At 34.5% G+C, this 24,792-nt stretch carries 23 protein-coding genes; 6 read left to right on the top strand and 17 right to left on the bottom strand.

The genetic code is table 11. From position 1 onward, the window contains the following. Nucleotides 1–27 precede the first annotated feature (27 nt). The 4 genes from FLAVO9AF_RS01770 to FLAVO9AF_RS01755 form a co-directional block, all read right to left on the bottom strand. Nucleotides 28–258 carry a DUF3820 family protein gene (locus FLAVO9AF_RS01770; protein ID WP_159683298.1) on the bottom strand — a complete coding sequence of 77 codons (231 nt, stop codon included), beginning with the start codon at nucleotides 256–258 and terminating at the stop codon, nucleotides 28–30. Nucleotides 259–266: 8 nt separating this feature from the next. After that, complete coding sequence (locus tag FLAVO9AF_RS01765) at nucleotides 267–2,228, bottom strand: LysM peptidoglycan-binding domain-containing protein (RefSeq protein WP_159683292.1); 1,962 nt, start codon at nucleotides 2,226–2,228, stop codon at nucleotides 267–269. Between the two features lie 127 nt (nucleotides 2,229–2,355). After that, the gene (guaA, locus tag FLAVO9AF_RS01760; protein WP_159683289.1) at nucleotides 2,356–3,885 is read right to left on the bottom strand and encodes a glutamine-hydrolyzing GMP synthase; all 1,530 of its coding nucleotides are present in this window, start codon (nucleotides 3,883–3,885) and stop codon (nucleotides 2,356–2,358) included. 78 nt (nucleotides 3,886–3,963) lie between these two features. Further along, entirely contained in the window at nucleotides 3,964–4,638 is a 675-nt protein-coding gene (locus tag FLAVO9AF_RS01755; RefSeq protein WP_159683286.1) for a hypothetical protein, read from the bottom strand. Between the two features lie 408 nt (nucleotides 4,639–5,046). On the opposite strand from FLAVO9AF_RS01755, the gene FLAVO9AF_RS01750 reads away from it, so the two are divergent. The 6 genes from FLAVO9AF_RS01750 to FLAVO9AF_RS01725 all read left to right on the top strand — a co-directional run bounded on the left by FLAVO9AF_RS01750 (nucleotide 5,047) and on the right by FLAVO9AF_RS01725 (nucleotide 11,228). Then, the gene (locus tag FLAVO9AF_RS01750) at nucleotides 5,047–5,433 is read left to right on the top strand and encodes a RidA family protein (protein ID WP_159683283.1); all 387 of its coding nucleotides are present in this window, start codon (nucleotides 5,047–5,049) and stop codon (nucleotides 5,431–5,433) included. A 265-nt stretch (nucleotides 5,434–5,698) separates the two neighbouring features. Then, nucleotides 5,699–6,952: a chloride channel protein gene (locus tag FLAVO9AF_RS01745; protein ID WP_159683280.1), complete on the top strand. Its 1,254-nt coding sequence runs from the start codon at nucleotides 5,699–5,701 to the stop codon at nucleotides 6,950–6,952. A gap of 171 nt (nucleotides 6,953–7,123) precedes the next feature. Next, nucleotides 7,124–8,128 carry a bifunctional oligoribonuclease/PAP phosphatase NrnA gene (locus tag FLAVO9AF_RS01740; protein ID WP_159683277.1) on the top strand — a complete coding sequence of 335 codons (1,005 nt, stop codon included), beginning with the start codon at nucleotides 7,124–7,126 and terminating at the stop codon, nucleotides 8,126–8,128. A gap of 4 nt (nucleotides 8,129–8,132) precedes the next feature. Next, the gene (gene gldI, locus FLAVO9AF_RS01735; RefSeq protein WP_159683274.1) at nucleotides 8,133–8,762 is read left to right on the top strand and encodes a gliding motility-associated peptidyl-prolyl isomerase GldI; all 630 of its coding nucleotides are present in this window, start codon (nucleotides 8,133–8,135) and stop codon (nucleotides 8,760–8,762) included. Nucleotides 8,763–8,785: 23 nt separating this feature from the next. Next, on the top strand, nucleotides 8,786–9,892 hold the full coding sequence (locus tag FLAVO9AF_RS01730) for a peptidylprolyl isomerase (RefSeq protein ID WP_159683271.1): 1,107 nt from the start codon (nucleotides 8,786–8,788) through the stop codon (nucleotides 9,890–9,892). A gap of 121 nt (nucleotides 9,893–10,013) precedes the next feature. Next, complete coding sequence (locus FLAVO9AF_RS01725) at nucleotides 10,014–11,228, top strand: peptidylprolyl isomerase (RefSeq protein ID WP_159683268.1); 1,215 nt, start codon at nucleotides 10,014–10,016, stop codon at nucleotides 11,226–11,228. A gap of 200 nt (nucleotides 11,229–11,428) precedes the next feature. On the opposite strand, the gene FLAVO9AF_RS01720 is transcribed toward FLAVO9AF_RS01725, so the two are convergent. The 13 genes from FLAVO9AF_RS01720 to FLAVO9AF_RS01660 all read right to left on the bottom strand — a co-directional run bounded on the left by FLAVO9AF_RS01720 (nucleotide 11,429) and on the right by FLAVO9AF_RS01660 (nucleotide 24,278). Beyond that, a complete protein-coding gene (locus tag FLAVO9AF_RS01720) occupies nucleotides 11,429–11,869 on the bottom strand; it encodes a hypothetical protein (RefSeq protein ID WP_159683265.1) in 441 nt (146 codons plus the stop codon). A gap of 508 nt (nucleotides 11,870–12,377) precedes the next feature. Next, nucleotides 12,378–12,974: a GNAT family N-acetyltransferase gene (locus tag FLAVO9AF_RS01715; protein WP_159683262.1), complete on the bottom strand. Its 597-nt coding sequence runs from the start codon at nucleotides 12,972–12,974 to the stop codon at nucleotides 12,378–12,380. A gap of 239 nt (nucleotides 12,975–13,213) precedes the next feature. Then, entirely contained in the window at nucleotides 13,214–13,570 is a 357-nt protein-coding gene (locus FLAVO9AF_RS01710) for a hypothetical protein (RefSeq protein ID WP_024981137.1), read from the bottom strand. 132 nt (nucleotides 13,571–13,702) lie between these two features. After that, nucleotides 13,703–14,881: an AIR synthase related protein gene (locus tag FLAVO9AF_RS01705; RefSeq protein WP_159683259.1), complete on the bottom strand. Its 1,179-nt coding sequence runs from the start codon at nucleotides 14,879–14,881 to the stop codon at nucleotides 13,703–13,705. 79 nt (nucleotides 14,882–14,960) lie between these two features. Continuing rightward, nucleotides 14,961–15,752, bottom strand: coding sequence for an OmpA family protein (locus FLAVO9AF_RS01700; protein WP_159683256.1), 792 nt, complete (start codon nucleotides 15,750–15,752; stop codon nucleotides 14,961–14,963). A 185-nt stretch (nucleotides 15,753–15,937) separates the two neighbouring features. Then, on the bottom strand, nucleotides 15,938–17,419 hold the full coding sequence (locus FLAVO9AF_RS01695) for a carboxypeptidase regulatory-like domain-containing protein (protein ID WP_159683253.1): 1,482 nt from the start codon (nucleotides 17,417–17,419) through the stop codon (nucleotides 15,938–15,940). Nucleotides 17,420–17,460: 41 nt separating this feature from the next. Then, the gene (locus FLAVO9AF_RS01690; protein ID WP_159683250.1) at nucleotides 17,461–18,834 is read right to left on the bottom strand and encodes a CsgG/HfaB family protein; all 1,374 of its coding nucleotides are present in this window, start codon (nucleotides 18,832–18,834) and stop codon (nucleotides 17,461–17,463) included. Nucleotide 18,835: 1 nt separating this feature from the next. After that, nucleotides 18,836–19,240: a curli production assembly/transport component CsgF gene (locus tag FLAVO9AF_RS01685; protein WP_159683247.1), complete on the bottom strand. Its 405-nt coding sequence runs from the start codon at nucleotides 19,238–19,240 to the stop codon at nucleotides 18,836–18,838. Nucleotides 19,241–19,255: 15 nt separating this feature from the next. Next, complete coding sequence (locus tag FLAVO9AF_RS01680; protein WP_236552258.1) at nucleotides 19,256–19,543, bottom strand: curli production assembly/transport protein CsgE; 288 nt, start codon at nucleotides 19,541–19,543, stop codon at nucleotides 19,256–19,258. Nucleotides 19,544–19,578: 35 nt separating this feature from the next. Beyond that, nucleotides 19,579–19,974 carry a hypothetical protein gene (locus FLAVO9AF_RS01675; RefSeq protein ID WP_159683244.1) on the bottom strand — a complete coding sequence of 132 codons (396 nt, stop codon included), beginning with the start codon at nucleotides 19,972–19,974 and terminating at the stop codon, nucleotides 19,579–19,581. A gap of 4 nt (nucleotides 19,975–19,978) precedes the next feature. Then, nucleotides 19,979–20,473, bottom strand: a complete 495-nt coding sequence (locus tag FLAVO9AF_RS01670; RefSeq protein ID WP_159683239.1) for a hypothetical protein — start codon at nucleotides 20,471–20,473, stop codon at nucleotides 19,979–19,981. A 64-nt stretch (nucleotides 20,474–20,537) separates the two neighbouring features. Beyond that, the gene (locus FLAVO9AF_RS01665; protein ID WP_159683235.1) at nucleotides 20,538–21,764 is read right to left on the bottom strand and encodes a hypothetical protein; all 1,227 of its coding nucleotides are present in this window, start codon (nucleotides 21,762–21,764) and stop codon (nucleotides 20,538–20,540) included. Nucleotides 21,765–22,088: 324 nt separating this feature from the next. Then, the gene (locus tag FLAVO9AF_RS01660; protein WP_159683230.1) at nucleotides 22,089–24,278 is read right to left on the bottom strand and encodes a glutamine synthetase III; all 2,190 of its coding nucleotides are present in this window, start codon (nucleotides 24,276–24,278) and stop codon (nucleotides 22,089–22,091) included. Nucleotides 24,279–24,792: the final 514 nt, after the last annotated feature.

Raw genomic sequence — 24,792 nt, 5'->3', positions numbered from 1 at the left:
ATTGCTCTAATTCCTGAGGTGTCACTTTTATGGTTTAGGGTATTTCTTTTTTATGTTCCGAATTAAATCTTCTAATCCGTTGGCTTTTAATTCATAAATTAATTGCAGTTGTTCGCCCAAAACACCTTTGGGAAATCCTTTATTTCTGTACCAAACGATATAATATTCAGGGATATCAATAAGATACCAACCTTCATATTTTCCAAAAGGCATTTTAGTGTGTGCCAATTGAATCAAGTGTTTTTGATTTTCATCCAAAATAAAAACTAATTGGCTTGTTTAATCGTCATATCCGAATCGTAATACAAGATATAAACACCTTTATTTGTATAGCCACCCTCTTCTTTTTTGTAGTATTCAAAACGGTTTTCTACTTGTTCCGTTGCAGCACTTTCAATGGTTTCTTGAAACGTTTTGTCCTGAGCCATTCGCATTAGCGTATCAAACGTAAGATCAAAACCTCTTGTAGCAAATGAACTTGGGTACACTTTGTTTTCCTTGCGGTATTTTTGTTCAAAAATGCGAGCTTCATCTGTTTCATTTTCACGAATAGCCGATGGATACATCAACTTTAATTTTACCAAATTAGCAAATGAAATTTCGTCTGTATCCAAAGTAGGATTAGGCTCTAAAGTTACCAATTGCACTTTGTGAGTTTTCATAACCGCCAAAAGTGTTGCAATGGTAGATTTAATTAACATTGTGCTTCCTGTTTCTAAAATGACATAATTCATTTTATCTTTATCCAACAAACCTTTCAAAGCCTCAACATTTAAACCACCTGCAGGGGTAAGTGGTGCAATTTTCACCTCTTTTTGGAATTGGTTAAAATAGCTTCTTGCGGATTCTTTTTTCTTATCTACAACCGCAATTATATTACCCTCCTTGCTTTTCATAAAATCAAAAGCCGCATTTTTAATTACATCGGCCGAAACAATAGATTGATATAAATTAGGAAATGCTTTTCCAGTTTCTTTTGATAATGGAGAAATTACCGCAACATCAGTCCCGCTAAGTAATTCAGCTGTTTTTTCCACATTATTTTGATAAAACGGACCAATAACTACTTGTGCATTTTCTATATTGTTATTTTTGATTAATGACGGAACCTGAGAACTCATTTTGGTTTCTTGAGAATCAAAAACCTGAACATCCACATCAATTCCTAATTGCTTGGCAGAATCTATAGCAATCAAAGCACCCGAGTAGAAATCCAAAGTCATATTCAAAAACTTGTCTTTCTTTAAACGTTCAACGGTTGAGTTAACGGTATCACTTTCAATTTTTGCGATATTGAAAGGCAACAACAAAACCAACTTTTTTCTATCAGCGGCACTTTGTTTACTCAATTGAGTAATGCTTTTTTTAGCTTCTTGTTGTGCTATCAGCTTTACTGCTGCTGGCAACTTAATCACCATTCCTTCTTGAACGCCATTTTTTAATTCAGGATTTAAAGCTATCAACTCTTCTTGTGACAAACCTGAAGTTTTGGTCAAACTATACAAGGTTTCTTTTGGTTTCACCGTATAATTTTGAAAATCCGAAACAATAGCCTTTGGAACAACTGTAGGCGAAAGGTCTTTTTTGTCAGCAACTACGGGAATCTCTTTTACTTCTTTAGGACGATTTCCTTTAATTATTAAATTAAAACCAACTGGAAGATTGGCTACCACTTCTGGATTTTTTTTCTCCAATTCTTCAATGGTGATATTGTATTTCTTAGCAATCGAAAACTTGGTTTCTTGAGGTTGTACCAAATGAAAAACGGGAGTTACCGTTTTTGGAGCAGCAGTTGCTGTAGTGGTTTTGGTCACAACACCATTTGGAATAACGAGTGTTTGCCCAATTTGCAGACCGTCTTTTTCTAAAAAAGGGTTCGCTTTGAACAAAGCCACTTCGGTAACATTATACTTTTTTTGAATTCCAAATAAAGTCTCTTTTGGCGCTACCTCGTGGGTTACTTTTTTAGAAACAACCGTTGAACTAGTTACTGTTTTAGACTGAACTTTAGCTCCTGCTTTAGGTATTAGTAAAAGCGTATTTTGGCTGATTCCTGCTTGAGCATCTGGATTTAATTGATAGATGTCGTACGGACTTACTTTGTACTTCTGAGCAATTTGTGCGATGGTTTCGCCTTTAGCTACTTTATGAGTAATTGCTTTGTCTTGAGCAAATAAACTTCCTATAAAAAACAACCCACAAAGCCAAATCTTACTATAATATTGCATCCGAATAAATTATAAATTAGTACCGTTCAAAGATAGCAAAACGGTATCAAATTTTATTCCAAAATCTGATACCGTTTTCGTATTAATTATTGTAATTTCTCTTAAAAAAGAAACTCGACAATTTATTTTATTCCCACTCGATTGTGGCTGGCGGTTTCGAACTAATATCGTAAACCACACGATTAACACCTTTTACTTTATTGATGATATCGTTAGATACTTTCATCAAAAACTCATAAGGTAAATGTACCCAATCCGCAGTCATACCATCGGTAGATTCAACCGCTCTAAGCGCTACTACTTTTTCGTAAGTACGCTCATCGCCCATTACACCAACACTATTTACAGGCAACAAAATAGCACCTGCTTGCCAAACTTTGTCATACAATCCCCAAGATTTTAAACCATCGATAAAAACTTTATCAACATCTTGCAAAATTTGTACTTTTTCTGGAGTAATATCTCCCAGAATACGAATAGACAAACCTGGCCCTGGGAAAGGATGTCTTCCCAATAACTCCGGGTCGATTCCTAAAGTAGCTCCTACTCGACGTACTTCGTCTTTGAAAAGCATACGCAGTGGTTCTACAATTTTCAGTTTCATATAATCTGGTAAACCACCCACATTATGATGTGATTTGATAGTTGCAGAAGGTCCTTTTACCGAAACTGACTCAATTACATCAGGATAAATTGTTCCTTGAGCTAACCAAGTAACATCTTCTATTTTGTGTGACTCATCATCAAAAACTTCTATAAAAGCATTTCCGATGGCTTTTCTTTTTAATTCTGGGTCTGTAATTCCAGCAAGTGCATCATAAAAACGTTGCGAAGCATCCACTCCTTTCACATTTAGTCCCATACCTTCGTATTGGTCTAAAACACTTTGGAACTCGTTTTTACGAAGTAAGCCGTTATTTACAAAAATACAATATAGGTTTTTACCAATTGCTTTATTCAATAATACCGCAGCTACAGTAGAATCTACTCCACCAGAAAGACCAAGAACCACCTTGTCATTTCCGATTTTCTCTTTCATTTCAGCTACAATTTCTTCTACGAAAGCGTTTGGTGTAAAGTTTTGAGGCACTTCGGCAATTTTTACCAAGAAATTCTCCAACATTTTAGAACCATCGGTAGAGTGAAAAACCTCTGGATGGTATTGAATAGCATAAGTGGTTTCGCCTTCAATTTTGTAAGCTGCAAATTCTACATCGTGAGTACTCGCTAATTTAACACCGTTGGTTGGTAATGCTTTGATACTATCACTATGGCTCATCCAAACTTGGCTATTCTCAGAAACACCTTCGAAGAAGATTTCATTTTCTTTGATGAAAGACAAATTGGCTCTACCATATTCTCTAGTATTAGAAGCTGCTACTTCTCCACCGCTAAAATGCGCTAAATATTGCGCTCCGTAACATACGGCAAGCATAGGAAGTTTTCCTCTAATTTGAGATAAATCTGGATGTGGAGCATCTTCTGAACGAACAGAAAATGGACTTCCTCCAAGAATTACTGCTTTGTAAGATGATAAATCACTAGGAAAGTGATTGTAAGGGAAGATTTCGCAGAATATGTTTAATTCTCGAACTCTTCGCGCAATAAGCTGAGTGTATTGCGACCCGAAATCTAAAATAAGTACGTTGTGTTGCATGCGCAAAAATACTTCTAAATTTCGGAATTGAAAAATTGAATTTTGAAAAATTTTTATTTTGCAAAAAGGAATGAAATCTTATTCTTTCACCAACAGTATAGTTCCCTTAAAACCAGTGGCTAAGTTGTCCCAATAATTTTTGGAAAGCACTTTTTTCTGGTCGTCTATAATGATGATTTCGGCGGTGTTGCCTCCACTAGTTCCCGTATTTAGCGCCTCGAAATCTAGTTTATTAAAGCCTTCACCCAATAAAATTTTGATATCCGTAAAAGAATCGCCAAGAAAAACTTGCTCTTTGAGTATTGTCGCATTTTGATATATTCGAAGTAAGTCGCCATCTACATAAATAAAATCTCGCACTCTTACAATCACATATTTGGATTTGGTATTGATTTGACCGAAATCGAAATTACGACGAAGCAAAGGCATATTGTTTTCGTTCAACGTTTTGTCGACGTCTTTTTGCATCTTTTTTAAATACTCCTCGCCCACGTTGATGAATTTCTCTTTGGGAAACATATCCACATCGTTTGACTTTGTGATTGAAGTTGATGCTTTATTGGGATTTTCTGGAGAATTAAACACGTTAGGTTGTTCTATTTTGGGCAGCTCGGCGGGAGGAATAACTTTTTTCTTTGGCGCTGCAGGAAATTTAGCCGGAGGAATGGGTTTGAATTTTGGACCAAACTCCGCTTGAGCATTTCCTTTGAATGCCAAAACCAAGAATAAAAAAAGGAATAGAAAATGTTTCATTCGCTAAGATGCTTTTGTAATTTCGATTGATTGCAAAGGAAGAATCCCTTTCTGTTTACAAAACTAACTTATTTCTTATTTTATACTAAGGTATTAGAAATATCTTAACATTTAATAGGTATTTTCTAAGTATGTTATCGATGTTCCTAGAAACATATTGAACGATGCATACAAAAAGACTCTTTGTTTCCTGCTAGCCCCGGGAGGAGCGGCATCCTTTGCTGCCGGGGTTCGGCGGCAAAGATATAGCGTATCACGGGACGATGATGGCAAAAATGCGCTTTGTTACTGCTCCAAAAAAAGAAACAAATGTAACTTTTAACGTATTCGAATCGTTTTTTTATTGAACGATGATTGCCTAGTTTTGTTGTTCTATTAATAACCAAAAAGTAATTTTAAATTAGGAAAATGAAAAGACAAAATATTTTGACAGGGTCACCGTGGGAGGATAAAATGGGGTACTGTCGTGCGGTTCGTATTGGAAACATCATAGAAGTTTCGGGAACTGTAGCGATTGTGGATGGCGAAAAAGTGAAGGCAAATGATGCGTATGCGCAAACGCTGAACATACTCGAAAGAGTTGAAAAAGTTTTGGAGGATTTGAATGTGGGAATGAAAGATGTGATTAGAACTCGCATTTTTACTACCGATGTTAGCACTTTTGAGGATGTGGCGAGAGCACACTCCACTTTCTTTAAAGAGGTGAAACCTACGACTGGTTTTTATGGCATTAATCAATTGGTCGCGCCAGAATATTTGGTTGAAATTGAATTTACGGCTATTGCGGCTGAATAGCTATTCACGTTGGGTGCAAAATCAAATAAAAAAAGTAACCACATAGAATCATAGATTAAAGCAAATCAACATAGAAAAAATAGAAATAGCTCTATTTATCACATAGATGTGCTATGTGAATAGTAAAACGTCTTTTTTTTCTTTTTTAAAAACTATAAATTCTATTTTTCTATGTGGTTTAAAAAAAATTCATACAAAGGATTAGTATTCTAAATTTAAATTGAATGCTTACATTAGCAACATTATTTGCTTTTGTTTCTCACTTATGACTTTTGACGCGATAAAAAATAAAGGGCTTACTCTACTCCAATGGATTTTCGTTTGTGTAGTGGTAGGCTTTTTTTCTGGGTCGGCATCAGCGATTTTTTTGTTGGCTTTAGAAAAAGTTACCCAAATTAGAACGGATAATTTCTGGATTATTGGCTTCTTACCTTTGGGTGGATTTGCCATTGGCTTGTTGTACCATTACTACGGAAAATCGGTAGTCAAGGGCAATAATTTAATTTTGGAAGAATACGACACACCGCAACAAACCATACCCTTCAGAATGGCACCTTTGGTTTTGATTACCACTTTACTCACGCATCTTTTTGGAGGTTCTGCGGGACGTGAAGGTACAGCGGTGCAAATGGGAGCAGCGATTTCGGACGGAATTCAGCGTATGTTTAAATGGGCTGTTATTGACCGAAAGACTATGTTGGTTCTCGGTATCAGCGCGGGTTTTGCTTCTGTTTTTGGAACACCAATTGCGGGAGCAATCTTTGCCATCGAAGTACTGAGTTTTAAAAAAGTAACTTTTAAGACTGTGTTTTTGTCTTTTGCAGTGGCTTTCATTGCCTATTACACTGTTGAATTATGGCCGGTAACTCACACTCACTATACCATTCCGATTGTGCCTGAATTTTCGCTTGCTACTATTTTTTGGACGGTTTTCGCAAGCGTTCTTTTTGGACTTGCCGCACTACTCTTTTCGCGTTCGACTCATTTTTGGGGTCTTTTATTTAACAAAACCATTGCTTACTCGCCTTTTCGACCTTTGGTGGGTGGTTGTATTTTGGCTTTGGTGATTTTTAATTTTTCGGTGCAACCTTATATTGGATTAGGAGTACCAGTGATTGTTGACGCTTTTAGTACGGCAAATCCTTGGTATGCTTTTTTATTGAAAATTCTATTTACTGGTTTTACCTTAGGGGCTGGATTTAAAGGAGGAGAAGTAACGCCTTTGTTTTTTGTAGGTGCTACTTTAGGAAGTTCTCTGTCGCTTGTTGTTCCGATGCCCATCGCGCTTTTGGCAGGAATGGGATTTGTGGCTGTCTTTTCTGGTGCCACGCATACACCTATTGCTTGTAGCTTAATGGGAATAGAGCTTTTTGGCTTAGAAAGTGGCGCTTACATAGCTTTGGCGTGTATCATTGCCTATTTTTGTTCAGGAGCAGTAGGGATTTATAAATCGCAAATTGTAAAAGGACCAAAGGCAGTTTTGTATGAGAGCATTAGAAGAAAACTTCCGTTTCGTTAAAATCCCAAATAACTCTTAATGATTTTTACATTAGATAAAAAAATGTAATTTCGCAACTTATGAAATGAACATCACCTCTAATGGAGTTCAACACCAATAACTAAACAATCTGGTCAAAAATGAAAAGGCGAAGCAGTTAATTGGTGTTCTTTAAAAAAATCAAAATTACGAATGACAATACAAGATATTCAAGCAGTTCAAGAGTTATTAGCAACACCAAAAAAAATTGCGATTATTCCGCACCGAGGGCCAGACGGCGATGCTATGGGCTCAACCTTGGCGTTGTATCATTTCCTGATTAAAATCAACCACCAACCCGTTGTAATTGCACCCAATGAATTTCCGGATTTTCTGGCTTGGTTACCGGGTTCTGAAACGGTAGAAGTTTACGAAAAAGAAAGAGAAAAATGTACTGCCATCTTAAATGAAGTGGAACTTGTTTTTACTTTAGACTTTAATGCCTTACACCGCACGGGCGAAATGGAAACGGTTTTAAAAACACTGACCGTTCCATTCATTATGATTGACCATCATCAAAAACCTGATGATTATGCCACAGTGATGTATTCGGATACGCAATTTGGTTCTACTTGCGAAATGATTTACAACTTCATTACCTATTTAGGTCAAAAATCAAGTATAGATAAAACCATTGCAACTTGTATTTACACAGGTATTTTAACGGATTCGGGCTCTTTTCGTTTTCCAAAAACAACAGGAAACACGCATCGCATTGTGGCCGATTTGATTGATTTAGGAGTAGAAAATACTGTTATTCCAACTTTGCTTTTCGATAACAGCTCTTATAATCGTTTGCAACTATTGGGAAGAGCTTTGCAGAATATGCAATTGATTCCTGAGAAACAAACTTCTTATATTACCCTTACTCAAGCCGAATTGAATGAATTTCATTTTGTAAAAGGCGACACCGAAGGTATTGTAAATTACGGATTGAGTATCAAAGGAATTGTATTTTCGGCAATTTTTATTGAAAATCAAGAAGAAAAAATCATCAAAATCTCTTTCCGTTCTCAAGGTGCTTTTGATGTCAACGAATTTGCTAGAAACCACTTTAATGGCGGAGGCCACATCAATGCCGCAGGAGGAAAATCTGAGGAATCGCTTAGTGCTACTGTAGCTAAATTTGAAGAATTGGTACATCAACTTAATCTATAATCGTATGAACAGTATAAAAAACAGCCTTTTAGTCGTTTTATTCGCTTGCTTTCTTTGGAGTTGTGAACAAAACCAAGAAGCCCGAAGACCGCTTTCGCAAGCTTCAGGAAGTTTTATGAAAAAATCAATAGAGCGCAATAAAAAACTAGTAGCTTCAGAAGAAGACCGAATTCAAGCGGTTATCAAAAAAAATGCTGGAATAGAATTCTTGGCCTCCAAAAAAGGATATTGGTACCATTTTTCGAAAAGAAATATGCAAGATACTCTTACACCAAAAAAAGGAGATGTAGCTTTTTACGACTACGAAGTAAAAGATTTGAGAGGAAATATTATTTACACTAAGGAAGAAACACAACCTCAAACCTATTATGTAGACAAACAAAACATTATGATGGGGCTAAGAGATGGAATAAAACTGATGCGTAAAAAAGAAACTTTTGTATTCTTATTTCCTTCACATATGGGCTATGGCTACCACGGTGACAATAAAAAAATCGGCACTAACATCCCACTATTGTGCACCGTAACTTTACGAAATTTTATGCCCGAAGCCGAACTAAAAAAACAAGAAATGCTTAGAGCCAAAGCTTTATTAAAACAACAAACGATTGCAAAAGATACCCTAAATCAATAAAAACCTAAAATCAATTTATTAAAATGAAAAAAAGAATTGTTCTTGGATTACTAGCCTTAACGACTTTCTTCTCTTGTAAAAATGAAGAAAAAAACGATTTGCCTGATGGTTTATATGCCAAAATTGAAACCAATAAAGGAGATATCATCTTACAACTTGCTTATGATAAAGCACCCGTAACAGTAGCTAATTTTGTAACACTAGCCGAAGGAACCAATGAATTCATTACTGACCCCAATTTGAAAAATCGCCCGTATTATGATGGTTTAAAATTCCACCGTGTTATCGAAGATTTTATGATTCAAACTGGAGACCCTTTAGGAACTGGTTCTGGTGATGCAGGTTACAAATTCAAAGATGAATTTTGTGAATTTAGATTTGACAAAGGTGGTGTTTTAGCAATGGCCAATAATGGACCAACAACCAATAGTAGCCAATTCTTCATTACTCATTTAGAAACACCTTGGTTAGACGGAAAACATACTATTTTCGGTCAAGTTGTAGGCAACGGAATGGAAGTGGTTAACCAAATCAAGCAAGGTGACTTTATGAAAAAAGTAACCATTATCAGAAATGGTGAAGCTGCGAAAAAATTCAATGCTGTAAAAACATTCCACGATTATTATATTGTTGAAGCTGAAAATCAGAAAAAATTACAAGCCGAATTAGACGCTTATAATGCAAAATTCAAAGCCGTACAAGACCAAAAAGTAGCTGATTTCAAAGCCTTGAAAGCAAAAGCTACCAAAACCAATACAGGTTTAGAATACGTAATCACTCAAAAAAGTAATGGTAAAAAACCTGCTGTTGGTGCCAATGTGTACATTCACTATGCTGGGTTTTTAGAAAACGGAACTTTATTTGATAGCAGCATCGAAAGCGTTTCAAAAACTTTCGGAAAATTTGATGCCGCTCGTGCCGCAGCCAAACAATACTTACCAATACCTTTTGAATATGGTAAAAAAGATGGTTTGATTCCCGGATTTATTGAAGGAATTGAAAAATTAAAATTTGGTGAAAAAGCTACTATTTTCATCCCATCTAATTTAGGTTATGGCGCTCAAGGTGTAGGACCAATTCCACCTAATGCTAACATTATTTTCGAAATTGAGTTATTAGAAAAAATGTAGCACTTGGTGAATAGTAATTAGTGATTAGCAATTACTAAGCACTATTTACAACAGCTAAGGTCTATGGAATAAAAACTAAGAACTAAGTACTAAGTACCAATTAAAAAACCATCAAAAACAAATGAAATCAAAATTGCTTTTTTTATTATTCTTCGGGATAGTAAGCATCAATGCACAAGTAAAAAAAGTAGCCACTCCTGCTAAAAAACCAGCAGCGAAAACTGCTATTAATCCAACAAAAGTAGCCCCTGGAGAAGGATTATTTGCCAACATCGAAACCAATAAAGGAACGATTATTTTGGCGCTTGAGTTTCAAAAAACTCCGGTTACTGTAGCTAATTTTGTAAGTTTGGCAGAAGGAACTAACCCTTATGTAAACAAAGAAAAATTAAAAGGAAAACCATTTTATGACGGATTAAAATTCCACCGAGTAATCAAAGATTTTATGATTCAAGGTGGTGACCCAGAAGGTAATGGTTCTGGTGACCCAGGATACAAATTCAAAGACGAATTTACCGATTTGAAACACGACAAAGGTGGTATTTTATCTATGGCGAATTCAGGTCCCGCTACCAACGGAAGCCAATTCTTTATTACACACAAAGACACGCCTTGGCTAGACGGAAAGCACACGGTGTTTGGTCACGTAACCGAAGGAATGAATGTAGTAAATACCATTGAACAAAACGATGTAATTACTAAGGTTACCATTACCCGTAAAGGCGCTTTGGCAAAAAAATTCAATGCTGCTAAAGTTTTCACAGACTATTATGCCAATAAAGCAGAGGATGCTAAAAAACAAGCCGCTATTGATGCCGAAAATAAAGCCAAAAAAGCCGCTTTAGAAGCCGAAGCCAAAAAAGCCTATGAAGCAAAATTTGGTCCAGTTATAAAAGCTAAAGCCGATTACATTAGCTCAGTTAGAGCCTCCGGAACAAAAACACCTTCAGGATTAATCTACCAAGTGATTCAAAAAGGAAGCGATGTAAAACCTGTTGATGGGTCGACCATTTACTTTCACTACGCCGGTTATTTTGAAGATGGAAATATGTTTGACAGTAGCTACGAAGAGGTGAACAAAGCCTACGGAAAATTCGATGCGAACCGCGCTGCTCAAAATGGCTACCAACCTTTCCCGTTCGTAGCAGGCAAAAAAGAAGGAATGATTCCTGGATTTATTGAAGCGTTAAGCTTGTTACATTTAGGAGAAAAAATGATTGCTATTATGCCATCTAATTTGTGCTATGGCGAAAGAGGCGCTGGCGGAGTAATTCCACCTAATGCTAATCTTGTATTCGAATTAGAAATAATGGATAAAAAACCAGAAACGAAATAAATCCAATAACTTCTATAAATAGTCCATTTTGTCAGTTCGAGCGCAGTCGAGAACCCTCACTATATCTCGACTGCGCTCGATATAACAAAAACACGATTGGACTATATTGAAATAGTGTTTGATGTAAATTTCCTTTTGTAACAAAATAAAAAAACCGATAACAAATGAAATGTTATCGGTTTTTTTATGCTTAGAGAAATTTATTTCTTTCCAAATTTCCAGTCAAATTCGTCTTTTTGATTGATAATCGCACCAATCTCAAACTTTACTACTTCTTCAAATTCGGTTTGTAAAATAAACCAATTCTCTTCGTTGAAGTAATTTTCAAACGTATCAAATTCTTCTTGTGTAAATTTGGTTATTCCTTTTGCAGCCAACTCTTTTTTAACAGATGTAATTGGCTTATCAATAATCAAATTGCCAAACAATTCCAATTTTGGACTCGAAGCCACGATATATCCTAATCTCAACTCTTCTTCTTGATAAAAAGTCAAACGCATTTTCAATTTGTTGTACACCAAAATCACGTTATCATCTTCGTCTTTGTAATTGCGATCTGGTTTACCATAAATGGCGGTCACATCGTTTTGTTTCATCCCGAACAAAAGCTGTTCAATCCCGCTTTTTAAATTTATTTTCATATGAAAGTGTGTTAAATTGTATAACTAAAGCACAAAGGTATTTCCAATTTTTGGGATAACCACCCAATTCCAAAAAATAATATCGAAACATTATTTTATATCAGGAGCAGATACAAAAGGCTTTATCAGGCTGCATCGTCCCGCTTTCCGTTACAATCTTTGCTGCCGAACCCCGGCAGCAAAGGATTTCCACTACAATCCTTTAGATTTGCTAAATAAATTTAAATTACTTTTAATCAACAACCAAACTGACAAAGTGAACCTTCTCTTCGATCAAAGTTAGCTACTTATGCCCCGATTAGGACTTTGTCAGTTTTATTGAATAATCTTCAGAATAGTAATTAAGGATATAATAATAACTTATGAAAGGCACAACAAACCTTCGTGTAATTCTTATTCGAAGGCTTGTTATGTCTTTTTTTTAAACTAAAAAATAAATAAATTTTTAGTTTGTATATATCATAGTAATCGGGGCTAAAGAACAACATCCTGCCTTTTTGGAGAGAGATTACAATTGTTGCTCCAAATTCATTTTCACCATATCAAACCATTCGTCCTTCAAAATACTCAAAATAATACTATCTCTTCGTATTTCGGGAGTATGCGTAGGCATATGACTTCGCAAAACACCTTCCACCGTACAACCAATACTTTTCATAGCCGCAATACTGCGTTGATTGTTCGCATCGGCTCTAAATTCTACGCGCTCCATTCCTAAAGTCTCGAAAGCAAAACGAAGCAACAAATATTTGCAATGCTTGTTGAGTCCCGTTCCTCTAAAATCCTTTCCGTACCAAGTGTAGCCCAATTGCAGCGTTTTGAATTCAAAATTGATATCATAAAAACGAGTACTTCCTGCATATTTCTCCAATTGTTTATCATAAACGATAAAAGGAGATTCTTTCTGCGTTTCCTTTGCCTTCAAAGCTAATTGAATATAGTTTTCGAGATTGGCCTGCCCATCGGCTTTTACTAACGAGAATTCCCAAGTTTCGGGTTCGTGAAGAGAAATGGGCAATAAATGAGTAACATCATCCATTTTTAGCGGACGCAATTGCACTCGGTCATTTTCTAAAATAGCGTTGGAGAATAAATCAAAGTTCATAGTATTGAATTAGCTTTAAAGATAAAACTTTAAGCGTTTTATCAACCTTAAAAACCATCAAAAATAATCAAAACTATGTAGCGACCTACTTAGCCCAGACCGTAGTGGAAAGCCCGGAGCAAAAAAAATTGATTTTTCTTGTTCTAAAAGAGCGACTAACAGAAGCTCCTTTTAGAATATAGAAAAATCAATTTTTTTGTGAGGACTTGTAACGGAGCGCTGGAATTAGCTCCTAAAAATTATTCATTGAACTCGTCGTAACGAACGGGAACTTGCGGGTCATAAACTGGACATTTGAACTCTTCGAGCGTGTCGGCCAATAGATTCATCGTTTTTCCATCGGTGCCATAGCAGTCGATTTGAATGCTTTGGGGTGTGGTTTTGACCTGAAAAGCGCCTTTGCCTTTGGTGTTTTTCCAACTGCTGTCGTCTACCTTCTCCCAAGTAGCGAAAACACTATTCAACCGATTCAAAATAACCTCAACAGGTAAATCTTCTAAACCCTCAACGATTTCTTGTTCGACCAAGGCTTCGTAAACCAAATGATGATTGAGGTAAATGCCCTCTTGATAGCGCCAAAAAAGTAGTTCGTACATAGGGAAAAGGGGGTTAAGGGTTTAAGGTTTAAAATAGTTTAAGGTTGTTTAAAGTTTTATATCGTTTAAAGTTTAAGATTGTTTAAAATACGAATTGTTAGTTCCTTAAACAATTTTAAACTTTTAAACAATTTAGTATTCGAAAGTGCCGTATTCGCTGTTGATGGTTAGTTTTTTCGAATCCGAAGCTGCTACTCTACCTACAATTTTCGCATCGACATTAAACGATTTTGAAATCGCAATAATGTCTTGTGCAATGGCTTCTGGTACATACAATTCCATTCGGTGCCCACAATTGAATACTTGATACATTTCTTTCCAATCAGTTTTGGATTGCTCTTGAATCAGTTGAAACAAAGGCGGTACTGGGAATAAATTGTCTTTTATGATGTGTAAATTATTGACAAAATGCAGGATTTTAGTTTGTGCTCCTCCGCTACAGTGTACCATTCCGTGCACTTCGTTAGCAGAATATTTATCTAAAATAGCTTTTATAATTGGCGCATAGGTTCTGGTTGGTGATAAGACCAATTTACCTGCATCGATAGGAGAATTTTCTACAGCATCTGTCAATTTTACTTGTCCAGAATAAATCAATTCTGAAGGAACAGCGGCATCGAAACTCTCAGGATATTTGGCCGCTAAGTATTTTTCGAAAACGTCGTGACGGGCAGAAGTTAATCCGTTACTTCCCATTCCTCCGTTGTATTCTTTTTCATAAGTGGCTTGACCAAAAGATTCCAAACCAACGATAACATCACCAGCTTGAATATTGGCATTATCAATTACTTTGGAACGTTTCATACGAGCAGTTACGGTTGAATCTACAATGATAGTGCGAACAATATCTCCAACATCAGCCGTTTCGCCACCTGTAGAATGAATAGTCACCCCAAAAGTAGCCAGTTCCTGAATTAATTCTTCAGTACCATTAATAATCGCCGAAATAACCTCAGCAGGAATAAGATTTTTGTTTCTTCCGATAGTGGAAGAAAGTAAAATATTGTCAGTAGCGCCTACGCACAACAAATCATCAATATTCATAATCAATGCATCTTGTGCAATGCCTTTCCAAACAGAGATATCCCCAGTTTCTTTCCAATACATATACGCTAGTGAGGATTTGGTTCCTGCACCATCGGCATGCATAATCAAGCAATAGTCTTTATCTTGGGTAAGGTAATCGGGTACAATTTTACAAAATGCTTGTGGAAATAAACCTTTATCGATGTTTTTAATAGCATTATGCACATCTTCTTTGGATGCCGAAACACCGCGTTGTGCATATCGTTTAGAAGTATCTGAACTCATGAAATTAGTTTGTGTTGATGTGGTGCAAAGATACTAATTTGATTTAGGAATTAAGAATCAGTATTTAGGATTTATTCGACTATTTTTTTACAATCAAAATCTCAACTCTTCTATTAGCGATTCTTTCATATTCATCTTTCTCGGGCAATGGATAAATAGGTTTTTTACTACCAAATCCTTTATACGAAAGCCTCTCCTTTTTAATTCCATTCTCAATCAAGATATCATAAATTCTCTTGGCCCTTGCCTCCGAAACATCGTATTGTCCCTCCTTTTTCTGACAGCATATATGACCTTGAATTTCAATTTCTAAATCTTTTGTCTTTTTCATAACAGAAATCAACTCCAAAAGAGCTGGTTTAGACTCTGGCAACAATTGATCACTTAGATTTAAAAAATTAATATTATCTAATTTTAACAAATCACCCACATAAGCCTTGCTTAAATTTAATTCAATAGCTGATTTTTTATACTCTTCATTTTTAGCTGTCGTTGGCTGGACTTTATGAAATAAAATTTCAACTTTTCTATTCTCACTTAGGATTTTGGATTGAAGAAAATTCTCGCCAAGAAAACTAAATTGTATATTTTTACTAAGCATAACCTTATTTGTCTTCAAAAGCGCAAGGACATTATCAACTCTTCTCTTAGACAAATGCATATTATAAATTTTGACATCAATACTATCACAATACCCGTGGATATTGGTTACTTCAATTTCTTTAGCATTGTAAAGCCAAGTATTGAAATTCTTTTGGGATTCTTCATTAATTACATCCTCATTAGAATTAAAAAACAAAACTAATTTGTCCTGAGCGGATAATGTATAGAAATTTAAACTGCACCATAATAAAAAACATCTTACAATCATAAAATTTAAAAAATAGTGAAACAATTAATTGGAAAATCGCAAACTAGATATACCTAAAACCCAATTTACTATTTCATACATAAATTCCTTCTTTATAACGATAAAAAAATAAAATCGTATAAAAAAACCGATAGATCCTAAAATCGTATCGGTTTTCAAAACAAAACTAAAAAATGATGTGGTATTTATTTCCAATCAGGCATAGAGGCACCTGAAAATAAGACAACTCTTGATTCTACATTTGCCAAACTTATCTTTTGAATATTATTTGATGAAATACCATCATTTGAAGTATTGACATAAATTACTTCGGCTTGATTTGGAGAAAAACGAACATCCAAATCATTAAATCCTGCCAATTTATTACTAACCAACTCAGTATTTACTTTTGTAGACGTATTAAAAGTAAAAATTCGAGAGTCCAATCGGCGGTAATCTAAATTCTGAAAACCTGAAACGTCGCGAGTATATACGATCTTACTATTATCCACAGTTATGTCTAACCCACTAACTGCACCACTAATACCAGATAAAACAGAATACTGAACAACTCCTGAAGCAGAAATTACAAACACTTCTACTTCATAACCGATGTTGTTGTTAACTTTTAATACAATAGAATTTTCATCATTACTCCAAACACATTCCGAAATAAACTTCCCATTTGGTGTTTGATAGATTTGTGTGAGCCCTGTTCCATCAGCATTAATCTTATAAAGCTTATCAAAGTTTGGATAAATAATTTGATTTCCCGTTGTATTCCAACTATAGCCAACATGCTCCATATTAAATCCAGCAATAGGAACTGTATTCGTAACTTTTTTTATAGATGAACCATCGTTATTCATTGTGTAAATATGATTTTGCGAACCGTCAGAACTTATGTAAGCAATTTTACCAGAATTATTATTTCTTCGAGGACGATAACAATTACTGTTTGCAGAGGAGATTTGTAGTTGCTCTCCATTATCGTTTGCTGTAAAAATTACATTATTGGAATTTATTTTTTTAACAAACAAATACCTCCCATCGGGAAAAGGCAAAGTAGTAAACGAAAAAGTCACACTGTTAACTGGCTTATTAATACCATCAGAGACAGATACTTGCCAAAAATATTTCGTATAATAACTTAAATTAGTCAAGTCTAAACTTGCTGTTTTTAAATCAGGATACGTTGTTGTGACATCAGTAGCTGCATTTTTTAAAGTAACTGAATAAGTTAAAGGGTCCTTATCAACGTCTGTCGCTGTCCAAGTAAGTTTTGTTGCTATGGATTGATTTGTTGCATTATCATTTGGGGCGGTTAACACAGGTACATCAGGAGCTTTGTTATTAACAGAAGACACTGATAGTTCAAATACAATTTGACTAGTTGAGTTTAAGGTAACATTTGCAGGTTCAAATTTTGCTAGATAACCTTCTTTTTGAGCCTGAAATGAATATTCTCCAGCGGGAACATCATTAATAGTGAAATAGCCTTCACTATCCGTAAATACAGTACTTGTTACTGGACTAGAGGATATTTTTGCATTTGCAATGGGTTCAAAACTTACTTTGTTTACAACTCTGCCCTTTACAATTCCTTTACCTGCATCATCTATTTGTTCCTCACTACAAGCAACGAATAAAGTTATACAAACAAAAAATAGTATATTTAATTTTCTCATTTAGAATCAGTATAAAGCGTTTAATTCTGTTTTTAGATAAACTAACGTTTTTTTGCTTTTATTTTTTTAGGAAAATAATAGGTCATTCCTAAGCCAAACCTCCAATAATAATCATCTCTCACTCCATTACTGATGTAATCAATGTTATCTGTAAAAGCCATATTGTATTCTCCATATATTTTTACACCAAAATTATTAGTCACTAAATATTCTAAACCCCCACCATATTGGATTTTAGCATGGAAATTTTCATATTTTGAATTAAAACCAGTACCTGTACCAATAAACACATAGGGACTTAAGGCATCATAAGGAAGAACCAAAAATTCTAAATTAGCGTCTAAAGTTGCATATCCGACATCTAGTTTGTTTTTATTTCCCAACTTAAAAACATTTGCTGAGGCACTAAAACAAAAATTAGGGGTGAAATAAAATTTAGCAGCTCCTCTTCCCATCGGTTTAGCAATTGGATTGGTATAATCGCCATCCATAAAAGTTACACCTCCCGTTGCCTCGACACCAAAACGCCCTCTTTTTTCCAATCGATCTCTGCCGTGTAGTAAAGCAACTTCCGCTTCTTCCTTCTCATCAGAATAACTTGCAATATAATCATCCACCACTTTTTTAGGCGCTGATGATTTCCAAATTCCTGCTTTTAAACCTTCTAATACTAAGGAGTGAACAGCTTTTTCAATAGCCTCTGTAACGGCCATATGAACTGGCTCGTTAGTTGTAAACCCTGTTTCAACCTCCAATAATCGTTTAAAATTAACATAGCGAAACAAGCTTTGATCTATGGCTTGGGAGAGTATAGTTTTTGAAACGTAAACTGACTTCAGAATTTTACCATTAGCCGTAGAAATCATCCTCAAATAGATGCTCACCCGGTCTTGTCTGTATTTTACAGAACCTCCTGCTCCAAAGTAACGTGCTCCAAAACCTCCAGTTAAGATATTAGAATCATAAGAAATTATTCCGCCCTCTAATAAAACGCCAGCATACAATAAAGGCGTAATTTGAACTTCATTTGGATTAGAACTTTTAGAATATTCTTGACGTGTTGACCGAATAAGATTTCGTTCTTGCAATAAATTTCCAATATTTTCTCTTTCAATTGGAACAAACCATTTAGAATCCTCTAATGCCTTAATTAGTATTGAAGTAGCCCCTTGAGTAACAGCGGTACTAAAAGTACTTCCTGTTTCGGCTTCCTTATATTGTCCGGTTTGATCTCTAAATTTGTAAATACCAACAACTACGGGTTCTTGAGGTTTAGGAAGATTTTTCAATAATGAAGTAGCTGGTGTGTTTTCTCCTATAACGGCTTTTTGAACTCCTGTAGGCTGATTAAAATAAGCCCCACAACTAGTCAATAGAATGACCAAAGTCATAAGTAAATACTTTTGGCTTCTCATACTATTTCTTAGGTATTATTACAGTAGTTTGTTCTCCTGTATTGGTATCCAAAATAGTTACACTAAGCCCCCCTTCTGAAGGAAAAATATCTACAGATAAACTTCCAAAAGTATAAGAACCTTCTGTAAGCCCTGAATTTCCAAATTGTTGGGTAAAAAGAGATCTAGTAATTTGATTTAATAATTGTGAATTCAAACTCTCCGTAAACCTTTCAAGTTCTGTTTTTTCTAATCTTTCTTGAGATTTATCTTTGAATTTATTTTGGTTTTCAGCGGAACTCATCAACCATTGGTAGTTAAAGGTATCCCCACCAAATGCAGGGTTTCTAGGTTTGTAAACCAAACTTTGTGCAAAAAAAGAAGGACAAACTATGCCAATAAAAAGAAGGGTTAAGATTGCTTTCATAGTAAAAAAAATAAATTAATATTGAATGAAATATTTGCTTTGTTTTTCTAGCTCTTTAAAAAAATAATAAGTTCCCTCTACTGATTCTTGAGCAACTGATTCTAAATACTCGTCATCTGGACGAGCAATAAATTCATAAACTATTGAATTGTCAATACTTATTATAATTTTTGTATTTCTTGCAAAAGTGAATTCTTCACCTATAACTACAATTTTTTTAGCATTTATTCCAATCTCATTATACTTGTAATAATATCGATCATAAAAATCTTGTCCAATTCGTGTTTTAGTTTCGTTGAGCACAACTCCCCGTAACTCAAAACCATCAACAGGTATTTTTATATTGTCTTTTTTTTTTGCTCCCCAAGAACAACTCTTTCTTTGCTAATAATTTGCTTTCTTTCATCAAGAAAAACTAACATAACAATTACTTCATCACCACTTTCGATATTTATTTGAGTAGAAGATAGTTTTTTAAACTCACCAGGATTTAAAGTGAACATACCTTCTTGAGCATTATTCGTTTGATTATTACTTATATTATTTTTTTTTATAACGGTTAATTTATAACTCGCACTTTTTAAAATATCTGAACTATTCTCAGCAGTACCTGTAAGAATAGTATTTCCTTCGATATTTTTTATTTCGATTTTAGCTTTTATCTCATCTTGAACTACTTGAGCATAACTCATATTGATAAAAATAAAAAAGAGCAAAAAAATAAATCTAGACATAGTATTATTTTAAATTGACTACTATAACCGTTGAACCGTTACCACTTTGCGTTATTTTCATATCTTTTGAAAGTGAATTTGTTCCAAAAGTATGAATGCTTTGATTGTTCCCTTTTTGAATAAAATCCATAAAAACAGAATGATTGGTATAACCACCATAATCAAAAACCGTGTTGTTATCTCCATTCTGCGTTATTTTTTGTTGAACTGAAATTGCTTCTTTTGAAACGGCAATACTATTGCTATTACCTTGTTGATTAAACCTTATTTCAGATCTGTTTGCTATGATATTACTATTTGCAGAATTAAAATTCCCAACTTGTTGTATGTAAACAGCATTATTATTTTCAACGCTAGTTTTAACTTTTTCAGACTGATTTGACAATATTTTTTGTGTTTCAGCTTTAGTATAATTATCAGCTAAACCTAACTGTGATTGAGCATAATTATTGAGCTGAAAAAGAAAAAATAATCCGACACATACAATTAATTTTTTCATTTTGGGAAATTTTTAAAAAAACTGGATGAATTGCAGCAAACAATCCATCCAGTTAAAATTATTATTAGTTAGACTGAATCACCAACGCCATATTTCCAGTTCCATTTTGGAAAGTGGCGCTAACATTTCCTGTTCCGTATTGACCAGTACCAGACATGTTTCCGTTTCCAATTTGCAATGATCTTGAGAAATTACCTTCACCAAATTGTCCTGATGCAGCAAAATTACTGTTACCATATTGAAAACTTTTGGTGTCGTTTGCATTACCTTCTTGCCAACTCAAAGATTGATTTAATTGTCCTCCTTGGCTAGCATAGGCTTTGTTATCATTACCCAATTGTAATTGATATGCTTGATTTGATCCATGTGGTGCAAAAGGAACTGTAACACCACCTACTGCAGAAATGTCAATTGATCCAAAATCAGCAGCCGCAGGTAAATCATTTCCAAAAGTACCTTGATCTATAGCTGCATAATTAGCATTTCCCTCTTGTGCTTGATAAGCTTCATCACTTCCCAATGATCCAGGTTCGTCTTGCCAAATTATAGCTCTGTTACCATCTCCAATTTGCAATTGAGCGGCAAAGTTATTTAGATTAGCTTGAGAAACATAGGCATCATTACCATTACCTGCTTGTATTTGGCTTGATGTATTACTATCTCCACTTTGATTAGACAAAGCAACATTGCTTAAGCCCATTTGATCTTGAACTGCATCATGATTAGTTCCTGTTTGATTTACAGTAGCATTATTACTACTTCCATCTTGTTTTTGCCATGAAGTATTGTCATCACCATTTTGAGTAGCAGTTGCAGTATTACCAGGAGATTGATTTGGTCCTGAGCTTTGATCTTGGATAGCTTTATTTCCATCACCATTTTGTGTTACTGTTGCCATATTATTGTCAAATCTTTGTTTTTGACTAGAAGTATTCATATCACCAGTCTGAGACGTAGAAGCTACATTATCCTCTGCAAATCCAACTCCTTGATCAATTTTTGCTTTATTTTTATCCCCTAATTGCATTACTGAGCCTAAATTTCGATCTCCATCTTGTTTAACATCAGATTTGTTTTTCTTTCCATTTTGCATTACTTGAGCATCATTATTATGACCTCCATCCATAAAATTAGATCCTAACTGTTTAACTTTAGAATCGTTTTGGTTTCCAGTTTGGGTTACAGCTGCATTGTTGGCTGTTCCAACAGAACTAACACTACTTGTATTGGATTGTGCAAATCCAATCACGGACATCAGCATCGCAGAGATGCTTAAAATTACTTTTTTCATAATAAATATATTTAATTGGTTATTAATACAACTTATCATGTAGGTTTTCAAAAAAGTCTTTAGGGGGCATTCACTTTTTCGTAATAAACATACTTTACTGTTAAAAAACTAAGTTTTGTTTATTTGTTGAGCCAAAGATAGTATGGTTTTTAAATACTTCAAAAAAGTAAAACTCTGTATTTTAGATATTTAACTAACTTTTCGATGAAGTGTAAATCTTGTCGGACTAACTACAATTCAAGGAAAAAAATACGTAGGTAAAACATTATAAAAAAAATGGGAACCTAAAATTAGGTTCCCATTACAAGTAACTAGTACTTTATATTACTTAGTAAACAATAACTCTCTGTATTTGGTTAAAGTCCATAATTCATTGTCAACTAACAATTCTAGCTTGTCACAATGGTTACGAATTTCTTCAAAATAAGGTTTTACTTTGTTACAGTATGCTTCAGCCATTTCTTGAGCATTAGTCAAGTTGTTGGCAACTTTTCTTTCGTTTGTCATTAAAGCGACTTTTGAATTGATACCTTCAATATGACCTGAAATTTCTTTTATTAGAATGATTTGTTCTTTTGCAACGTTTTCGTAATCCGATCCAAAAATATCTTTTAATCCTTTTACATTCTCAATTAAAGTATTTTGGTAACGAATTGCTGTCGGAATTACATGATTCTTAGAAATATCACCTAAAACACGTCCTTCAATTTGAATTTTTTTAGTGTACTCTTCTAATTCAATTTCATAACGAGCTTCAACTTCAACGTGATTCATAATACCTAGCTCAGAAAATAAATCTAAAGCTTTTCTAGAAGCTCTCGCTTTTAATGCTTCTGGTGTCGTTTTGAAATTACTCAATCCTCTCTTAGCTGCTTCGTTAGCCCATGCTTCACTGTAGCCATCACCTTCAAAAAGAATCTTTTTAGATTGTTTGATGTACTCTCTTATTACATTGAAAATGGCATCATCTTTTTTCATATCCTTCTCTTCAATTAGAGCATCAACTTCTATTTTAAAATCTCTTAATTGTTTTGCAACAATAGCATTCAAAGTAGTCATTGCGTTAGAACAGTTTGCAGAAGAACCTACGGCTCTAAACTCAAATTTATTTCCTGTAAAAGCAAATGGAGAAGTTCTATTTCTATCGGTATTGTCTAAAAGTACGTCTGGAATTTTACCAACTACGTTCAATTTTAAGTCTGTTTTTTCTTCAGGAGATAATTTTCCAGCCGTTACACCTTCCAATTCAGCTAATACTTTTGTCAATTGTTCACCAATAAAAACAGAAATAATTGCAGGCGGTGCTTCATTGGCTCCTAATCTATGATCATTACTAGCCGTAGCGATAGAAGCTCTTAATAATTCTTCATAATCATTAACCGCTTTGATAGTATTAACAAAGAAAGTCAAAAATTGTAAGTTGCTCATTGGTGTTTTACTTGGGCTTAACAAGTTTACTCCAGTATCAGTAGCCAATGACCAGTTATTGTGTTTACCAGAACCATTAACCCCTTTGAATGGCTTTTCGTGCAATAACACTTTGAAATCATGTCGTTCAGCCACTTTACCCATTACATCCATCAATAAACAGTTGTGGTCTACTGCTAAGTTCGTTTCTTCAAAAATTGGTGCTAACTCAAATTGGTTTGGTGCAACTTCATTATGACGTGTTTTAACAGGAATCCCAAGTAGCATACACTCTTGCTCAAGATCTCTCATAAAAGTTAAGGCACGTGATGGAATAGAACCAAAATAATGATCATCTAACTGTTGTCCTTTTGCCGAAGTATGCCCTAATAAAGTTCTACCAGTCATCATCAAGTCGGGACGAGAATTTGCCAAAGATTTATCGATTAAGAAATACTCTTGTTCCCATCCTAAAGTTGCAGTTACTTTCTTTACGTTTTTATCAAAATACTTACAAACTTCAGTAGCGGCTTCATCCATAGCTGATAAAGCTCGCAATAATGGAATTTTATTATCTAACGCTTCACCAGTATACGAAATAAAAATAGTAGGTATACACAAAGTTGTACCATAAATAAATGCTGGTGAAGTTGGATCCCAAGCAGTATAACCTCTAGCTTCAAAAGTGTTTCTAATCCCTCCATTTGGAAAACTAGAAGCATCCGGCTCTTGCTGAACCAATTGTGCTCCACCAAATTTTTCTACTGGATCACTTCCATCATAAGAAGTTTCAAAAAAAGCATCATGCTTCTCAGCTGTAGTACCCGTTAATGGTTGAAACCAATGCGTATAATGAGTAACACCTTTGGCTAAAGCCCACTCTTTCATTCCCATTGCTATGTAATCTGCAATTTTTCTGTCAATTTTTGTTCCATGCAAAATGGCACCTTTTACTGCTTTGTAAGCATCCGAAGTCAAATATTGCTTCATTGCTTTATCATTAAAAACATTCGAACCAAAAAGAGATGATTTTCTATCTGATTCCTCAAATTTTACCGGCTTTCTATTCGATGCTTCGCTTAAAGCTTGAAAACGTATTGTAGACATAGTAATGGTTTTTAGTTGTTATTACTTTATTTTTTTTAATGTAACAAATATAAACAATTACACTTTTAGAGTCGAATATTAAAATTTAATAATTGGAGGCAAAAAAAGAAAGAGTAAAAAAAACAAACTACAAGTCGACAAGCAAACTGCAAAAAAATTAGGCTAAATTCAAATAAAACTTTAAAAAAAAATAAAAGCTACTACTATGACGAAACCACAAGTACAAAACAAGAAATATTCATAAAATCAATCAACTTTCAAAACAAAAACCACTTTTTTACAAAAATATAACAAAAAAAAGCAGTTATTTTATATAAAAAACATCTATTTATCAATCAAGACATTAATTACTCAATAAAAAAAAGACGAATATTACGAATTTGTATTTTTAGCGCGTATAAAATTATTTTTTTTTAAATATACCCCCTTCAAAATTACAGTTTATTAAAATCCTTCAACAAAAGCACAATTATTACCCCCTATTTTTTAGCAGTAAAAAAAATAAATTTATATT

The organism is Flavobacterium sp. 9R (assembly GCF_902506345.1).
GTDB lineage: Bacteria > Bacteroidota > Bacteroidia > Flavobacteriales > Flavobacteriaceae > Flavobacterium.
This window is presented reverse-complemented; position numbering and strand designations above follow the sequence as displayed.

Bases quoted from the DNA above. Each gene is read 5' to 3' on its own strand.
- FLAVO9AF_RS01765 (WP_159683292.1), bottom strand. From the start codon at position 2,228: ATGCAATATTATAGTAAGATTTGGCTTTGTGGGTTGTTTTTTATAGGA.
- guaA (WP_159683289.1), bottom strand. From the start codon at position 3,885: ATGCAACACAACGTACTTATTTTAGATTTCGGGTCGCAATACACTCAG.
- FLAVO9AF_RS01755 (WP_159683286.1), bottom strand. From the start codon at position 4,638: ATGAAACATTTTCTATTCCTTTTTTTATTCTTGGTTTTGGCATTCAAA.
- FLAVO9AF_RS01750 (WP_159683283.1), top strand. From the start codon at position 5,047: ATGAAAAGACAAAATATTTTGACAGGGTCACCGTGGGAGGATAAAATG.
- FLAVO9AF_RS01745 (WP_159683280.1), top strand. From the start codon at position 5,699: ATGACTTTTGACGCGATAAAAAATAAAGGGCTTACTCTACTCCAATGG.
- FLAVO9AF_RS01740 (WP_159683277.1), top strand. From the start codon at position 7,124: ATGACAATACAAGATATTCAAGCAGTTCAAGAGTTATTAGCAACACCA.
- gldI (WP_159683274.1), top strand. From the start codon at position 8,133: ATGAACAGTATAAAAAACAGCCTTTTAGTCGTTTTATTCGCTTGCTTT.
- FLAVO9AF_RS01730 (WP_159683271.1), top strand. From the start codon at position 8,786: ATGAAAAAAAGAATTGTTCTTGGATTACTAGCCTTAACGACTTTCTTC.
- FLAVO9AF_RS01725 (WP_159683268.1), top strand. From the start codon at position 10,014: ATGAAATCAAAATTGCTTTTTTTATTATTCTTCGGGATAGTAAGCATC.
- FLAVO9AF_RS01720 (WP_159683265.1), bottom strand. From the start codon at position 11,869: ATGAAAATAAATTTAAAAAGCGGGATTGAACAGCTTTTGTTCGGGATG.
- FLAVO9AF_RS01715 (WP_159683262.1), bottom strand. From the start codon at position 12,974: ATGAACTTTGATTTATTCTCCAACGCTATTTTAGAAAATGACCGAGTG.
- FLAVO9AF_RS01710 (WP_024981137.1), bottom strand. From the start codon at position 13,570: ATGTACGAACTACTTTTTTGGCGCTATCAAGAGGGCATTTACCTCAAT.
- FLAVO9AF_RS01705 (WP_159683259.1), bottom strand. From the start codon at position 14,881: ATGAGTTCAGATACTTCTAAACGATATGCACAACGCGGTGTTTCGGCA.
- FLAVO9AF_RS01700 (WP_159683256.1), bottom strand. From the start codon at position 15,752: ATGATTGTAAGATGTTTTTTATTATGGTGCAGTTTAAATTTCTATACA.
- FLAVO9AF_RS01695 (WP_159683253.1), bottom strand. From the start codon at position 17,419: ATGAGAAAATTAAATATACTATTTTTTGTTTGTATAACTTTATTCGTT.
- FLAVO9AF_RS01690 (WP_159683250.1), bottom strand. From the start codon at position 18,834: ATGAGAAGCCAAAAGTATTTACTTATGACTTTGGTCATTCTATTGACT.
- FLAVO9AF_RS01685 (WP_159683247.1), bottom strand. From the start codon at position 19,240: ATGAAAGCAATCTTAACCCTTCTTTTTATTGGCATAGTTTGTCCTTCT.
- FLAVO9AF_RS01675 (WP_159683244.1), bottom strand. From the start codon at position 19,974: ATGTCTAGATTTATTTTTTTGCTCTTTTTTATTTTTATCAATATGAGT.
- FLAVO9AF_RS01670 (WP_159683239.1), bottom strand. From the start codon at position 20,473: ATGAAAAAATTAATTGTATGTGTCGGATTATTTTTTCTTTTTCAGCTC.
- FLAVO9AF_RS01665 (WP_159683235.1), bottom strand. From the start codon at position 21,764: ATGAAAAAAGTAATTTTAAGCATCTCTGCGATGCTGATGTCCGTGATT.
- FLAVO9AF_RS01660 (WP_159683230.1), bottom strand. From the start codon at position 24,278: ATGTCTACAATACGTTTTCAAGCTTTAAGCGAAGCATCGAATAGAAAG.